The organism is Pelotomaculum schinkii, assembly GCF_004369205.1.
Taxonomy (GTDB): Bacteria; Bacillota; Desulfotomaculia; order Desulfotomaculales; family Pelotomaculaceae; genus Pelotomaculum_C; species Pelotomaculum_C schinkii.
The window spans coordinates 185,956-201,332 of the sequence record NZ_QFGA01000003.1 but is presented as its reverse complement, the minus strand read 5'-3'; the positions used below and the strand labels follow the sequence as shown (position 1 = coordinate 201,332).

The following is a 15,377-nucleotide window of genomic DNA, read 5'->3' as shown; positions in this document are numbered from 1 at the left end:
GTCACGTTACTGAAGTGAATAATAATAAGCCCCAAGAATTAACATCCCAGGCGCTAATGAGGTAGTTAATATTGAGGTAATTACTATCATTCTTCTTGAAAACTGCAATACATAGTGCAAAACGAGCGAGGATATTCCCAAGAATAAACCTGGCATTAAGACAGCCACCGCTGAGACTGGTATGGGGCTGTCCTGCAGTTCCGGAACCAGAAGATAATACCCAGTTGCAGACATGTAAAAGACCATGAGGTAAAACACCCACTTTCCGGCTTTATATAAATACTCAAATGTCTTGTTATCAGGCTTGTTGCAGATCACAAGCAACTCTTTAAACATCACTATCCCCGCAACAAAACCACATACTCGAATGATGATGACAGGTGGAAGAATAAACAACTCTTAACGCTCCTTTTTATACTTTATTCACCTGCGTCTTAACCCGGCCAAGCCCTTCCACCTGGAAGGCTTCAATTCACCAGGCGTCTCCGCGAACCCGGACAACTCTTTTTCGAAACACTTTGTCAAGGCGTTCCCGACGGGTGAAACTGTGTTTACCGGGAAGCGCCGGGATTTTAAACAGGACATGACCGTTTTCGGGTCATCCGGAATTTCAGAGAATTCCGCAAACCCGAATATCTTGGCAATATCCCGAGGCCTATACAACTGTCCCCGTTTAACCATGTTGACGACCATGGACATCCTGTCACGCCCGGCTAATTCGGAAGCCTGCGAAAATATCATGCTGGTCTGCGACACGCTTTTTTCACTCAAATCCGAAAGCAGAAAGATCTTTCCGGCCATCCGCAGCGCCGCGACAATATGGGTAAGCCGGAGCAACGCGTTTAAATCGGCGACTACCACGTCGAAACGACTGGCCAAAACGCGCAATATTTTCTCCACAACCGCGGCATCCGGCAACGGGCCTCCAACCAACGTCGTTCCCGGCAGGACAAAAAGGTTGGGTAAATTGGGGTGCTGAGAAACATGCTGAACCGGGTCACCCACAACATCCGCCCAATTTGAAACCGTCACCCTGGGCGGGCCATATGTATCCATGTATGAGGTATGCCATAGATCGGCCTTATCGGGGTCCAGGTCAATCAGAGCAACTTTTACTCCTCGCCCCGCCAACCACGCAGCCGCATTAACCGCAAGAAAAGTTTTACCAACGCTGGTGCTGGGAGAATAAGACGCAAGGATGTTGTTGAAAACAACATTGGGACTAGCGGTTACATCCAAACGTTTAGGTCCTGCAACTGGATGTGGTGGGGAGTTAAGAACCTTTTTTTCGTCAGTTTTACCTTGCGGGCATTCCACCACGTCTGTCATGCCGGGTTTCGGCAACTCCGGCGGTTTCTCCAACGTTTCGACTTCGGGAAGCTCATCTATTTCTTTGGCCAACTCACCAGGTACCTGTCCCAGCTCGCCGGGCTGAGTATGGGCGGATGGGCAAGGCTCTTCCCCATTCCCAGTAGTTTTAAAAAGTGCGGCCACAATATCTGACTGTTCTTCATGACCATTTTTTTCGTTCCCGGGAGCATCAACGGCTTGTTTCTCACCGATGAATTCCACCACCGCCTTTAACGCTGCTATATCTCTCAAAACGATAATGCCTAAAAAAGCAAGGCGGGCAACATTGAAAAAGCCCAACTCACTTTCGGCGTCCATGATAAAGCATATTTTTTTTTCTGACGCTATGGCTACTGCCTCTTCATAAGAATCTTTACCGAAAAAGGCGGCAGCATCTGCCTCCCCCGAGTTTTCCGTTGTTCTAAAACCAAGTGTATGAAGCTTTTGGGCGTTATTGCTGAAGAACAACAATTATTTACCTGCCTCCTCCCTTGCTCCCAGGAACACTTCCGGATCGCTCCAGGTTCCGTTTACATTGACACCGAAATGCAAATGGGGTCCGGTGCTGCGGCCGGAGCTTCCTACAGCTCCTATAACGTCACCGGCCACCACCTTGTCCCCCGGCTGTACGCAGCTGAATTCCAAATGAGCGTACTGCGTCTTATAGCTGCCGTGATCAATCACAATTTCCAGTCCAAAACCGTCGTTCCACCCTGATGAGAGCACCGTACCGTCATTCACCGCAAGGACCTGCGTGCCCAGAGGCGCGCCAATGTCTATTCCCTGGTGAAACTCCGTTCTCGTGTTATCGTACGGATTGGGGCGGTTTCCGAAAGGAGAAGTGATAAGATATACGTCCTTCGGCACCGGCAATCCCTTTGCTGTAGCATCCGGAAGCATTTCCGAGGTAAAGGTGGATGCCACATCTAATATTTTGTCCACGTACCATTCGGCGTGGTTATATGCGTAGATCGCTTTTCTTGGATCCTCGTGAAATCCGTTGGCCTTCAAAAGGTGAGCCGCCGCAAAAACAGCGTCCCAGGGGTTGTAAGGGTCGGCCACGCCGTCCCCATCGGCGTCTTCCCCATAGCCCCCGTAACTTGCAATACGCTTGGGATCGGTATCATATGACGGCGCCGACGGATCATCCCTGGCCAGAGGGTCTCTATTCCCGGACCACGTTGTCGGCATAAACTGCATAAACCCCACGGCGCCAACTACGGACAACCCCGGGTCGGGACGAAAGTTGGATTCCACGCTGGCGATTGCGGCCAGGACGTTCCAAGCTACATCATATTTCTTCTGAGCCGCCATGAATATCTGTAGGTACTCCGGTGGAATTTTGGCTAAAGCGTAAACAGATGGACTCCCGCCGTTAAATCCCTGTTCCTGTATAGGCATGAATAAAAGAATCAAAGATACCAGTAAAAAAAAGAATGCCCCCATACCAACCAGGGGCGGGATAAAAACTCCCCACCAGTAGTCCTTGTATTTAAAGGCTGTTTCCGTAGCTTTCTCAAGCAGTTTATCGCCAATAATTTTTTTGGCGGCGCCAACCCTTCCGGAGGCCATGCCGGTAGTAGCCGCTACCGCGTCGGCGCCCCTGAAGGCAACCCGGGCCGCTTTTTCAACTTCCACGTCCGTCACCCCCGGGTTAGTGTCGTTTTCTTTCATCACTATTGTGCCTATCCGGGTCGGCTGTTTCTTCTCTCGCGCGAATATATGGGTCTGCTGTTCGGACGTCCGTTTTTTCTTCCTTCGCGAACTCGGGTTGACGTATAGTCTTTTCATCGGTATCTTCTGGCGGATGGGTGCCGGGAGAGTACCTGGCGCCAAAGTCCACCGGCCCACGTTCCCTCCTCTGGGTTGGATGCGATTTTGCCCTCGTACCCCGAGCTGTATCAGCAGGACTATTCCGAAAGTCGCCGCTGGCAGGCCTACCCGGTGCCTGAGCCATTCTTAACGGAATCCTCCGGCGGGTTGCCGTGGCCGCCTGGTTTGCACTCGGCTGCGGAACTGGCGGTGATTCCGGCGCTGAGTAACCCTCCGGGCGAATATTCTGCGAAGCTTGCGGTGCAGTTTGTTGCCCCGCCTGCTGCTGTTTTTGCGCTGCGTTGTCAACACCAACCTTGCGTGCAAACACATTGCCTGCGTTATCCCTCATTATCTGGTATGCGCGTGGGGTCCTTTCTAAAGACCAGTAGTTCTCCCTTAAAACAGGCCCATGAGGAGTTTCTTCCCACGACCCGTACACTTTCTGTTTTCTGCCTTCTTCCGTTACCACGCTGTAATTGACCGGCTTTCTGGCATCCTGCGGGATCTTGTCCCAGGGCCCGAATACCTCCAAAACATCTTCGTCCTGGCCGCCTCTTTGCCCATCCGGAGCAGACCGCCAGCCAAAAGACTCCCTGGCCTTTTCCGGCATTTGCTCCAAGCCCTCAACGGGAGTTTGAATAGTTTCAGTTTCAGTTTCAGTAGTGGGCTCCTCTCCCGGTGATTTCTTCTCTTCCGGGTCTTTTGTGGGAGCTTTGGGTTCTCGGCCTCCGGTGTGTTTTGTCTGACTAGTGGAATCTTCCAGAGGATTCCCGGTCGTACCAACATTCTTCCCGTTATCCGGCTTCCCGTTATCCGGAAGTGGGGCGCCGGCGTCCCCAAAGGCGCCTTTTTCTTGCCTACTGCCGTCCTTTTTCTGTCCGTATTTCTCTTCACGCAGTTTCTGGTATATCTCCCTACGTGCCTCCGCTCTTTTCCACAGTTTTCCATAACGCCACTGCGCCATTGGACTGGAGGGATTCTCCGCAATCTGCTTGTTGCCCCACTCCTCCACCCGGTTGTTTAACGTCAACGCTCCCTTGTGTATGGCACCAACGGTTGCATCCATTAGTTTTTTTCGTAGTATTAGAGCCCCTACAAATACGCCTATTAGAATGAAATATGTGAAAATAAGCATGCCGCATCTCCCCGCTTTAGCTGGTTAACCAGAAAACAAAGTTTATTATCAGCACAATCACCGAAAGAAAAATACCGTACACAATTTTCGTACTGAGTGCCGCGACTGCCATCCTCACTGCCTTGTAGCCGAAATTCCATCCAACCTCGGGAACCAGAGCAACCAAAAAGATTATCGGCAATAAGAGCGCCAAGCCCAGTAAAGTAAATTGCGCCAAGATCATCGAGCCCCCGATGACCACGCTGAAAATTAAAAACGCTGTGGCGGGCAACCAAAACAGAAAGGAGAAAACGATACATTTAATTTTGTTGTAAGGAAGTAAATTTTCCCTGGCGATAGCGTGCCTGCCGTGGTCAACACTCTGATCCGCCAGGACATTAACGATCTCACCCCTGGCCACGTTGTTAACAGAATACGAAAGCACAATCTGATCAATCCTGGACCCCGGCTTGATCCAGCCGGCGGTAAAAGGGTTTATCTGCTTAGGAGGGCTGCTGTTCGGGTCGAAACTGTTTTCGGATATTGTACTGTTGGATTGCATCCGCTGGTATTCCGCGTCAGTCAGTATGAGGTCTTGCGGTTTGGTCGTCCCGAATTCCAGAGCAGCCCAGGTATTGGCCACCAGCCCGCACCACATTGAATTGCCGAAACTCTGGAGCATGGAGTCAAAACCGCTCTGGCCCGTCTGGTCCGGTTGGCTGGAAAAGGCGCCGCCGACAGCCGACAGGACGAAACCGCTCAGGGCATCGGCCGTGTTCGATACGGACAGAAGGACTCTACCGGCGTTTGCAAAATACACGAACGCAAGCACCAGGATCAGGATGGTTACGCCGGTTGTCTTCACAATCTGCATGAGCTGCATGCGGGCAAGGTAATACAGGAGGTAACCGAACAGCACCATCATGCACAGTCCGAAGAGAGAGCTATTGCCCATTCCCAAGCCGAAAAGGCTTTGCCATAAGGCAAGCGTTGGGGCAGTCACCTGGGATGCAAAGGCTGCAATCCAGTTCGTTCTAAAAGCCAGGTAAATAATCTCGATACCCCAGTTGACGGACATACTGGATAACTGGAAGAGGCCGTCGGCAAACGAGGCGAGCACGCCGCCGACATTTTTGCCGGTCACCCTGGCAAACACCCCTACCCCGTGATCCTCAGCCGTATCGAAACGAAGCCTTGACATCGGAACGTTCAGCCAGGAAGGTTCGGTTACATTTGCAAGGAGATCATCCTTACTTATGTATGGGGCATTTTCGAGGGGCATCTCCTGGTTTTGAATCTGTTCATTTCGTTCGGCTGCGGCGCTTCCATTTAAGTCAAAAAAAACAACCCCCACGGGGGTTGATAAATCGTCCTGGGTTGGCGGGCCCACTGACTCGCAAAAGGCCGGTTCCGGAGCCGTAAGTAAAGCGACCAGAACCAATAGTAAGGAAATAAGGGTTTGCAATTCTTTTCTCCCTGTCAAACGCATTCGGCAAACACCCCTTTGCCTGGCCTGGTGTCGAATATATCCAGCAAATAACCGGGCTGGGGAGTGATCTCCACTTCAGCCACCCTGTTTTTCATGTCCCGCATAAAGCAATGGCCCTCCGGGAGAGAATTCATTTCCTCAAAAAAGGCATCCATCTCTTTCTCGTTCTCCAGGGCCTCGTTCTCCAGGGCGGGAAGCCCCAGCAGTTTTCTCGCGTTTGCTGCTTCATCGCGGGCCTTCATACGAAAGGCAAAAGCGTAACCGAGGTTGTTCCGTATGCTTTCGTCAAGATCGGACGGGTTCTGGGTCATGAGGATGGGTATTATGTTTAACGACCTGCACATCCTGAGTATATCCATTACCAGCCTGTAGCCGGCCGGTACGCGAAGCAAATGGTACACCTCGTCCAGGTACAGTACTTTAAGAGCCTCTATACTAACTCGAAACATCGCCTCCCTGGCAGCGGAGGCCACCAGAAAAAGAAGGGCGACCGCGATTTTCTCCGAATCCGTTACATGATCGTATATTGTCGGAGTATCGTTTACTTTCGGCAGGGGCAGTTCTTTGAGGTTGAAAATGGTCAACTGCTCCCTGGTTTCCAAACGCGAGCCGCTTACGTCCCGGCCAAAGATCATTTGGCCCAGCGCGCTTGACTCAATAAGCCGGGCGAGGCGTGAACACACGCGCGCTTCTTTGATTTCCTCCTCTTCCATGGAGCCGCCGGGAATTTTTCCAGCCATCTCGTCCAGGCACTCCAAAAACACATACATGTCTCGCCTGTCCCCACTCATCACTTTTTGTACGGCATGGCTGATGATCAGGCGGCGAGCCGCCATGTCATCCTTGTGCGCTTCCAGGAGGATGCCCAGAAAATCTTTCGCAATGGTCTCGGCCCGCCGCGGGTCGGGGCTGAAAGTAAAGGGGTTTAAGCGAAATGAGCCGCCGGGCGAAAAATCTACCTTTTTCATGGAGAAAGGTAGATCCTTAAACGCCTTCAATTCGTCTTTCGGGTCAACTCCGAAGCCTATGGCGCCGCAAAGCATGCAGTAGTGAAGGATGGTCTTGCCGAGCATCGACTTCCCGCCACCCTGGGTGCCTGTTATGGCCACCGCGCCGGAGCCTTTCTGCATCGCAAGCCCGGGCATGAATAGTACGGGAGAGTTGTTGGAAAAACCAAGCAAAAGTCCTTTTTCATCTCCCACCTCCGTCCCCGCCATGGGTACGGAAGAGGCAACGTACCCCGGATCGGCGTGTATTCCCGGCAGAGACTTGTGAAACTCCGCCCCGGGGAAAAACATGTATAAGCACTTCAGCATGTCTCCGGGGGGCGTGCACACTTTGATGCCATGGCCGAATTTTTGAAATATAACGTCGGTATACGAACGCATCTCTCTAATGTCGCGCCCGGCAACAGCGAGAACAACGCCGAATCGAATCAGGGGCATGCCGTCATCAATTTTCGCCTCCAGGTCGCCGGCTACCGTGGCCGCCCACTCCTGCGCCCGGGGGGCCTCACCCTGGCCGGCGAGGTGTTCTTCAAGCTGCTCTTTGAGCATGCCTTTTTTCGCGGATACTTTTTTCTTTGCTGCTTCCGGGCGGATGACCTCGAAGTGAACCACGGCGTCCACGGGGAATTCACAAGTCCGATCTATTGTAGCTAGCCATTCCCTCCCCACGACCGGCAGGTACCTCGGCACGTCGGCAAAGGTTATGAATGTCTGGTAGATTTTTTTGTCATTGACGTCAGAAATGAGATATCGCAGTTTTGCGTCTAAAAACGCCCCAGCTGTAAGAGCCGTCAGCACACCCGGTGAAAGGGAAACCTCGCTCCTGTCCGGCACATTGCGCGGCAGTGGGCCGTAACGCTCAACAACTCGCCTGACAATAAACTCAAAATCCTCAAGTTCCGCCCTGGTCAGTTCCATTTCATTACTGATGGCGTTGTACATTTCCGATTCAGCCACCTTGGCTGACTGCACGCTCTTTTGTGTTACCAGGGCCGACTTGCGCAGGGCGGTAAACCATTCCAGGAACTGATCCCGCACGTCGTGAAGTGTATAAAATTCCGCCTGAGCCACCGGTAGTTGAAGGCAAAGGTAGGACCGGCGCCGCTGAGCCCGGGCGTACGCCAGAAAATTAACGGCGGAATCAACATGCCGGCGCGCTTCTTCCCGCAGCTCGGGGGCAGGGCTCAACGGGACGCCGTCCACGTACTCGTTGGCGGAAACGTTCAGTTCCTCCGAGAGGTATATGATTTGTCCCCGTCCGGAAAAGTTCCTTAATACGTTGTGAAAAGCATAGACATATTGCTTTTTCGCCTCGTCGGCCAGGTGCCAATAAGAAACACTGCCGAAACGATACAAAGCAAAAACGGAGTTTTTCGTAAAAATTAAATTGTCCTTGACTCCTTTGGCCGGGAAATCGATTATTTGCACCCCCCATAGATAGATATAGGAGAGCAACCAAGGCTCTCCTAATCCAGCAGGAAATACTCCCCGTTTTCTCTTTTTCTCCTGTCCGGCCTGAACGGGCTGCCCACCCTGTGCTTTTTCGGCAGGATATAAAACTGAATAATATCCAGGATGTAAAAGGGAAGGAACTTACCGGCCGGGTCAAAGTTGGTGAAAAAGTACGTAGCTCCGACAGAAAACGCAAAATCCGCGAACCATACATCTACGTGGAACCCGGCTCTTAAGACAGGTCCCAACAGCCAACTCGGAAAATAAAGCAGGGCGTACATAAAAAGAAAAATAATTATGGTGTCCACCTTTACCGGTCCGGGCAGCCTGGTCCGCGAGTCAATCCTGTGAATTGTCCCGGCGAAGCGAAACAAGCTCCTGTATGAGGTCCAATGTTGCTTTATCACTGTGCGCCAGTCCAGGTCAATCCAAGTTTGGTTGCGATGCCTTTTGCGACCTGGATCACAAAGTCAGAGTTTACAACCAGCAGGATGATTACACCAAAAAGAATGATAATCACAAGACCCATCATCTGGTGCTCCCACATTTTCTTTATGCTGGTGATTAACAGGATCACGAAAAGAAGAAATACGCCCCCGTTTGCCAGCAACTTCCACAGGCTGTCTATTGGCGCAATTCCAGTATCCGCAAAAGCAATTTGCGGAATCGCAAGCAAGCTGAGGACTAAGAAACATAACAGCAATAACGTGCGGGCATGTTTGTTTGTACCGAACATTCTTCACCCACCCTTTCGTTTAATTTCGTTTAATTTGGTTCCGGGCTCAATTTTGAGACAAACACCTGCCCGTTTTGCGGCTTTAAAGACAGGTATAGTTGCTGCTGAATCGTAGAATCACCCCTGGCCACCGTCACGTTGACCATGGCCCTGGTAGGCGAGGCGGCCACGTCCACGAAGGCGCTATCCAAGCTCTTTAGCTCCCACCCTCCTACCGGGGTTATTCCGCTTTCCGGCGTAACGAAATTAACCAGGTCCGCAGGGTTGGCGCTGGAAAAATAAACTTTTAAGAACCCTGTCAGAGCGGAAACTACGGGTGCGGAGGGCTGCGACGAGTAGTCGCGTTCGATTTCAACAGCAGGAGCTGCTGCCGCAGCCACCAGTACCGGGGCGTTTAGAACGTATAGTTTACCGTCCTTTTGTGCCTCGGCTACCTGGACGGTCATCTGGCTACCCTCCCAGCCTTTTTGTTTGGGCTGCACGCCCATATATCCGGTCTGGCTCTGGGGCGCAGGATTTTTGTACGCTTCCGGAACGGCGTCGGGATTGTTCAAGTCACCGAAGCGCTGAGTCTGCAGGAAAACCGTGATCAGGTACCTCCCCGCCTTATTACGCTCTACTGAGACCACAGAAGCTGACAGGACGCGGCTGACGCCCCCTGCCGGCGCCGGAATAAATAAAGACGGGTTAAATACCTTCAGCCTGCGGGCGTAGTCACTGGCGTCACCGGTAAACGTGGCCCACTGGGTGACAAAATTTTTGGCGAGTTCTCCGGCTTGCTGATAGTCCAGGACGTCGCTTATTGTGGCGCCGCTGCTTGCCTTCTCATAAAGGTAGGTGGCCGATTTGTTTGCATGTACCGCCGTGGCGACCAAAAGTATGATGACCAGCCAGACGAAACCCGCGAGACCATACCGGGAATGGTTATGGTTGAGTCTTATTTTGTATCTCCCCCTTTCTTCTACTTTTCCAGAAGAGCACTAAGCGTGGTCATTGTCGCGTCGTAGCGTTCTTCAGTCAAGACCGTGCCAACACTAAAATACCATTGCTTTGTTGTCGGGTCCTGAACCCGCGTACCGGAAAACCAGCAGTATACTGGGTTTCCGCTGTTCAAGCATTGCTCCGGCAACTCTAAAGCTTCCCATTTCACGGGGTACCCGAGAGATTTCCCCCGGAATATATCCATCCACTCTGAAAAGGAGTCCCCTTGGACACCTTTTACATAAATTCCCGTATTATTCTTCTCAGCGATACCGAATATCGTAGCCGGCGCCTGTTTATGGGGGCCGTCGCCTTCCCCCCAAATACCCTTTGCTTCGGACATAAACCGTTTGACGTCGCTCTCCCGAACATCGGCATGATGCACAAGCATGTTCTGTAAATTTTTCGCCGATGTCACGAACCCGAACTGCCCCGATCCGGCTCGGATATCGGCCAGCGCCTTATCACCGTCGTAGACAAGCGGGCGGGCAAGTAAGACCTGGTTTGTTTTGTACTTCAGCGCTGCCAATCCTCCGTTTTTTTCTGCCCGGGACAGGAAGTCTGATATATTTTCATCAGTTGGCAAATCAAGCGCGTTAGCTAAGTCTGAGAGATTGGTCACCCAGTCCGTCAAGGCAGCGCCTTCTCTACATTCGAAAAAGTGACCGGCTTGGGTGTTGTCTATCAACCCCCAACCTATCCAGGAAGGCGCCTGTGGTACCGCCTGTGCGGACGCTTCCAGGCTCACCGGTGAAAAGAGTCCCTGCCCGGTTCCGTAGATGGAGTCAAATTTGCCGAACAAGGAGACCGTTTGACCGACGGAGGCGCGTATTGCTTCCCTCACTGTTTCCGTCGCTGGGATAACGACCTGAAACCTTTCCGGATTGACGTTCTGTCCCTCGGGGGCGGTACCCGGTAAATGAAACGTGCCGTGCACTATGAAATCATTTCCCCGATCGGCGTCTACAAAACAGTTGAGAGTCACCCTATCCGCCGAAGTGGGGCTGTCTGTGTCAATACCATGCGGAGCCACCGCCGCCGGTTCTGTTAAAGGCTGCCCCCCTCCGGGTGGAAGTGTATTGCCCGTTTGCCCTGAACAGCCGGAAATGATAATAAGTGTGGTCAGGAAAACCCCGGCTATGGCCCGTTTGTCAGCAAACACCGCTACTCACCCAGCCCATCAAAAAAACACACCCCCAATTTTTTTGTATAGTATAAACAGGAACAACGATGATACAGCAGGGAAGACCATAAACCTCTCCAGGATGCTGCCGGTTGACGCGATGGGTACTGCTAGGCGTCCCTGTACGGGCCAGAGCAACGGCACTCCCTCCGGGGTCAACATGTCCAGAAGTAGGTGTGAGGCATAGCCCCAGAATATCCAGTAATTAAGTCCCAAGCTCAGACCGGTAAGAACCTGTGGTAGATACCATTGAAATAACACATAAACTGCGCCGGCTGCAGCCAGAGAATGCAGTGGCCCCCTATGGCCAAGTGTCATCCTTATTGCAGAAGGTGCTAATGGCACTCTTGAACCCAGGAACGACTTTGGCGAATCAATATCCGGCAGAAGTGCCGCAATACCTCCGGTTACTGCGGCTATCACGGTCGTTTTAGCATCGCCGTTGGTAGAAAAAATTAAGGCGGTAAGGGCGCCGCCTACAAAATGAGTAGGGAAAAGCAGGTTACCCCCTCCTTTAGACAGACATTTTTAATCCTGACAGCCCGCGTGAAACGTATGTAATCGGTATGTCAGCTTTATTCGTAAGTTTTTTTATGCGGCGAGCGTAATTGTGGTTGACATATCCGACTACAACTATGACTAGACAGACTCCTTTCGGCAAACACGTTGGAGGCCTTGCCCGTCGGCCATTCCAATGGACTATTTCCGTGACCCCATAGATGTTTTGCAACACTCTACCGGCAGCACCAATTCTATCGCTACCAACAATTAAGCAACTTTTCATGGTAATACCCCCTCCCCCAAAAAAGCCCTGGCGGACTGCTCCAGGGCATGGATGGGGACAAATGGTAAGAACCATTTGTCCCGTGAACTACCCCTCCCTTCGCACAGCTCAGGAAGGGGCTTCCTAGACCAGGCAAATTTGTGGGTTTCCTGCTTCATCTTAAAATTTAGGCACACTTGAAAATTTTGGGTATTCGGATTTTCAGGTTGAAACTGGGATAGCAATTTCCAGTTGGGCAACCCGACTGTCGTAAAAAATGTGCACTAACTCATTGCCGCAAATAATGCAGCTTGACACCTTTGTTTTGCTGTAGCATGAATTAAACCCCAGGTTTCATCAATAACAATATTACACAGTGCTTTAATATAACTGTTTTGTAATCCTAAATTTTTAATATGCTCTTCCAGTTCATAAGCATCATCGATATTGGTACTGGGATTAAAGTGTATGGTGGTATAACCAGTGTATTTTTTGCCGTTATATGACACGCCTATACCTGTAGTTTCGTGCATCCAGGCATCCGCCTTTTCTGGTGAACAATTGAATTGCTCCGATGGATTCATCCACCAATTACCTTGAACTGGTATCCACTTATAAACCTTTAAAGCTATTAAGATATTCAGCTCTTTATTGCTTAAAGCGAATATTTTCGTAATATCCATTACTTACAACTCTCCTTCGCTTTATTACCAAAATTTACATTAATTATTTTTACTTTTATGGTTATCTAGAAATTTACTTCAACCCACTAATCCGATTACCCAAAATTTTCATATTTCACCTCTTTCAAGCGCTTCTTGCATCGTTCTGTTGTCTGGTTTTGTAAGTATTCAGTGAACCAGCCCACCCTTTTTTTTTGTTGATAATCTAACACAAGATTAAAAAGTTTTACTGAAGGGCTGGACACAGCTCTTTTTTTAGTGCATAATCAGGACATGAACACTTCAACCTGCCTTCAACAAAAGCTTAATCAGCCTTACACCGCCACTAATTGTTCCTTTCCTAATTGCCCCATTGTCAGGCAACGGGATAGCGTCATAGAGCGTCTGAACACTGAAATAGAGCAACTCCAGAGAGAAAAGGTCCAACTGGCGGAGGATTATGATCGTCTAAAAGCCTTGCTCAATAAGCGTAATAGCTCTCTTTTTGGCCGTTCATCGGAAAAATCGCCGGAGCCTACAAATGATCAGAAAACGAATGATCATGATAGCGTCAATAATTCTGTGCCAGCTCCGGACAAGAAGCGAGGCGCCAGATTTGGCCACAAGGGACACGGACGCAAGATTCCCGACCTTCCCGAGGTAGAAGTAATTCACGAGATCCCGGATGATCAGATGTATTGTCCTATTTGTGGAAAACCCCGGAGGATCACAACCCTTGATGAAGTCTCTTACGAGATTGACTATGAAACAAGGTTCGTATGCAAGAAGCATGTACGCAAGAAGGCCTTCAGCACTTGCAACTGCCCCGGCCCCAGAGCTGTGACTGCCGGTAAACCGCCTCAGGTCATACCCAAGGGGAAATTCTCCAACGCTTTTCTGGCCCATATCCTGATCATGAAATTCTTTTTCCAGATTCCCCTGCACCGGATGGTCACGATTATGCGGATGCAGGGATTGGCAATCAGTGAGGGCGCCTTGACCGGCATGCTCCAAAAGCTGGAACCGCTCCTTTATCCCCTCTATCTCTTGCTGGCGGAAATCAATCGCAGCGAAAGCCAATGGCATGTTGACGAGACCGGCTGGATGAACTTTGTCCAGGCGAGCGGCAAACAGGGCTGGCACTGGTGGCTGTGGGTCTTTGTCTCGCCCATGACGGTGGTGTTTGTCCTTGATCAGTCCCGCTCCAGTGATGTCCCCCGGAAACATTTCGGCGAGGATGCCAGGGGCATTGTCAGCTGCGACCGGTTTTCCGCCTACGGCAAGCTGGCAGCTCTCATTGAGGGATTGGTCAGGGCGCTCTGCTGGTCTCACTTCCGTCGGGATTTCGTTGATGCCGGTAAATCTCTTAATGCCCTCAAAGCATGGGCGGAGCTTTGGGTATCAAGGATTTCCGCCATCTACCGCCTGAATGATGAGCGGCTGGCCGTATTGGATAAACCGGAACTCTTTGCTGCCGCGAATGAGCAACTGGAAAGCGCCCTGGAATCAATGCTGAATTCGATTAGTGCCGAACTGGCAGATCCCAGCCTCCACTGGCAGCAGCGAAAGATTTTGCATAGCGCTCTGAAACACTGGGATGGGCTGACGGTCTTTGTCGATAACCCCTATGTGCCCATGGACAACAATTTGGCCGAGCGTATGTTAAGGCCTGCCGCACTGGGGCGTAAAAACTATTATGGAACGCACTCCGTATGGAGCGGCAACCTGCTGGCCTACTCCATGTCCGTCTTGCAGACGGCAGCAAAACATGACCTCGATGTCGAGGCTTATCTCAGGTATTACCTGGACGCCTGCGCCGGGTGCAATGGAGCGCCGCCTCATTTGGAACGCTATCTTCCCTGGAACATTCCGGAGGAGATCATCCGGAAATATGGCATGCGCACCGGGGGGAAGCATCATGCTGCAACTGGCTGACTTCCCCCGGACTATCTGCGGCAAGCTCCTTAGCCTTGCTGACCTGGAAATAATCCGCCGGATTATTGATGCTAATCCATCCGCCACCCGTGCGCAGATCTCACGGGATGTCTGTCTGGCCTGGTCATGGCGCAAGCCGGACGGAGGTCTCAAAGACATGAGCTGCCGGGTGTTGCTCTTAAGGCTGCACCGCTGCGGTCTGATCACCCTGCCGGAGCCCAGGACAACCAATGGCAACGGGCAGAAATTCTCCCGCCGGACGAAGCAGGGCGAGGTTAAAGAAAACATCGCCGGACAGCTGCAGTCCCTGCTACCCCTGGAACTAAAGCGGGTTGCTTCTAAAAAGGACTCCTCCCTCTGGAACGAGCTTATCGACCGATATCACTACCTTGGCTACACTCCCTTGCCGGGCGCCCAGCTCCGGTATCTGATCAACTCGCCGGCCGGCTATCTATGCGCCATCGGGTTTTCTGCCGCAGCCTGGAAGGTGGGGCCCAGGGACGCCTGGATCGGCTGGAGCGCAGAGCGCCGGGTGCAAAATCTGCATCTTTTGGTCGGTAACTCCCGCTTTCTGATCCTGCCCTGGGTGCGATGCCAACACCTTGCCTCAAAGATCCTGTCTCTCTGTGCTAAAAGGTTGCCTCTGGACTGGCAGGAGGTCTATGGCTACAGGCCGGTGCTCATGGAGACTTTTGTTGAGAAAGATCGTTTTGCCGGTACCTGTTACAAGGCGGCCAACTGGATTTATGTCGGCGCCACCCAGGGCCGGGGTAAACTGGACAGGTTTCATAAACACAAGGTACCGGTAAAGGATATCTATCTCTACCCTCTTGATAAAAACTTTCGCATGTTTCTGGTTTAACCTTGCTTTTATTATCGGCGTATCCTTC

General features: G+C 51.4%; 15 protein-coding genes. 2 read left to right on the top strand and 13 right to left on the bottom strand.

Annotated features, from left to right (window positions below; genetic code table 11):
- Positions 1-6: 6 nt before the first annotated feature.
- The 13 genes from Psch_RS17065 to Psch_RS17005 all read right to left on the bottom strand — a co-directional run bounded on the left by Psch_RS17065 (position 7) and on the right by Psch_RS17005 (position 12,573).
- Positions 7-396, bottom strand: a complete 390-nt coding sequence (locus Psch_RS17065; protein ID WP_190259031.1) for a hypothetical protein — start codon at positions 394-396, stop codon at positions 7-9.
- 27 nt (positions 397-423) lie between these two features.
- Positions 424-1,821 carry a CpaE/TadZ family protein gene (locus Psch_RS17060; protein ID WP_190259030.1) on the bottom strand — a complete coding sequence of 466 codons (1,398 nt, stop codon included), beginning with the start codon at positions 1,819-1,821 and terminating at the stop codon, positions 424-426.
- A complete protein-coding gene (locus Psch_RS17055) occupies positions 1,822-2,988 on the bottom strand; it encodes a peptidoglycan DD-metalloendopeptidase family protein (RefSeq protein WP_190259029.1) in 1,167 nt (388 codons plus the stop codon).
- Between the two features lie 16 nt (positions 2,989-3,004).
- The gene (locus Psch_RS17050; protein ID WP_190259028.1) at positions 3,005-4,300 is read right to left on the bottom strand and encodes a hypothetical protein; all 1,296 of its coding nucleotides are present in this window, start codon (positions 4,298-4,300) and stop codon (positions 3,005-3,007) included.
- Between the two features lie 16 nt (positions 4,301-4,316).
- Positions 4,317-5,768, bottom strand: a complete 1,452-nt coding sequence (locus Psch_RS17045) for a hypothetical protein (protein WP_190259027.1) — start codon at positions 5,766-5,768, stop codon at positions 4,317-4,319.
- On the bottom strand, positions 5,759-8,203 hold the full coding sequence (locus Psch_RS17040; RefSeq protein ID WP_190259026.1) for an ATP-binding protein: 2,445 nt from the start codon (positions 8,201-8,203) through the stop codon (positions 5,759-5,761). Before Psch_RS17040 ends, Psch_RS17045 begins: the two co-directional genes overlap by 10 nt.
- Positions 8,204-8,241: 38 nt before the next feature.
- The gene (locus Psch_RS17035; protein ID WP_190259025.1) at positions 8,242-8,601 is read right to left on the bottom strand and encodes a hypothetical protein; all 360 of its coding nucleotides are present in this window, start codon (positions 8,599-8,601) and stop codon (positions 8,242-8,244) included.
- A gap of 29 nt (positions 8,602-8,630) precedes the next feature.
- The gene (locus Psch_RS17030; protein ID WP_190259024.1) at positions 8,631-8,963 is read right to left on the bottom strand and encodes a hypothetical protein; all 333 of its coding nucleotides are present in this window, start codon (positions 8,961-8,963) and stop codon (positions 8,631-8,633) included.
- A gap of 29 nt (positions 8,964-8,992) precedes the next feature.
- Positions 8,993-9,838, bottom strand: a complete 846-nt coding sequence (locus Psch_RS17025; RefSeq protein WP_190259023.1) for a conjugal transfer protein — start codon at positions 9,836-9,838, stop codon at positions 8,993-8,995.
- An 86-nt stretch (positions 9,839-9,924) separates the two neighbouring features.
- Positions 9,925-11,106 (bottom strand): hypothetical protein, encoded by a 1,182-nt coding sequence (locus Psch_RS17020; protein ID WP_190259022.1) that lies wholly within the window; start codon positions 11,104-11,106, stop codon positions 9,925-9,927.
- Between the two features lie 18 nt (positions 11,107-11,124).
- Entirely contained in the window at positions 11,125-11,628 is a 504-nt protein-coding gene (locus tag Psch_RS21750) for a metal-dependent hydrolase (RefSeq protein WP_427910126.1), read from the bottom strand.
- 13 nt (positions 11,629-11,641) lie between these two features.
- On the bottom strand, positions 11,642-11,911 hold the full coding sequence (locus Psch_RS21800; RefSeq protein WP_190259021.1) for a DUF2325 domain-containing protein: 270 nt from the start codon (positions 11,909-11,911) through the stop codon (positions 11,642-11,644).
- A gap of 263 nt (positions 11,912-12,174) precedes the next feature.
- Positions 12,175-12,573, bottom strand: a complete 399-nt coding sequence (locus tag Psch_RS17005; RefSeq protein WP_190259020.1) for a hypothetical protein — start codon at positions 12,571-12,573, stop codon at positions 12,175-12,177.
- A gap of 273 nt (positions 12,574-12,846) precedes the next feature.
- Between Psch_RS17005 and tnpC the strand changes: the two genes are divergently transcribed.
- Together tnpC and Psch_RS16995 are read left to right on the top strand one after the other, a co-directional pair.
- Positions 12,847-14,487, top strand: a complete 1,641-nt coding sequence (tnpC, locus tag Psch_RS17000) for an IS66 family transposase (protein ID WP_190259019.1) — start codon at positions 12,847-12,849, stop codon at positions 14,485-14,487.
- Positions 14,471-15,349: a DUF4338 domain-containing protein gene (locus tag Psch_RS16995; RefSeq protein WP_243124188.1), complete on the top strand. Its 879-nt coding sequence runs from the start codon at positions 14,471-14,473 to the stop codon at positions 15,347-15,349. The genes tnpC and Psch_RS16995 overlap by 17 nt, the downstream gene beginning before the upstream one ends.
- The last annotated feature ends 28 nt before the right edge of the window (positions 15,350-15,377 follow it).

Bases quoted from the DNA above. Each gene is read 5' to 3' on its own strand.
- Psch_RS21800 (WP_190259021.1), bottom strand. From the start codon at position 11,911: ATGAAAAGTTGCTTAATTGTTGGTAGCGATAGAATTGGTGCTGCCGGT.
- Psch_RS17045 (WP_190259027.1), bottom strand. From the start codon at position 5,768: ATGCGTTTGACAGGGAGAAAAGAATTGCAAACCCTTATTTCCTTACTA.
- tnpC (WP_190259019.1), top strand. From the start codon at position 12,847: ATGAACACTTCAACCTGCCTTCAACAAAAGCTTAATCAGCCTTACACC.
- Psch_RS16995 (WP_243124188.1), top strand. From the start codon at position 14,471: ATGCTGCAACTGGCTGACTTCCCCCGGACTATCTGCGGCAAGCTCCTT.
- Psch_RS17005 (WP_190259020.1), bottom strand. From the start codon at position 12,573: ATGGATATTACGAAAATATTCGCTTTAAGCAATAAAGAGCTGAATATC.
- Psch_RS17030 (WP_190259024.1), bottom strand. From the start codon at position 8,963: ATGTTCGGTACAAACAAACATGCCCGCACGTTATTGCTGTTATGTTTC.
- Psch_RS17050 (WP_190259028.1), bottom strand. From the start codon at position 4,300: ATGCTTATTTTCACATATTTCATTCTAATAGGCGTATTTGTAGGGGCT.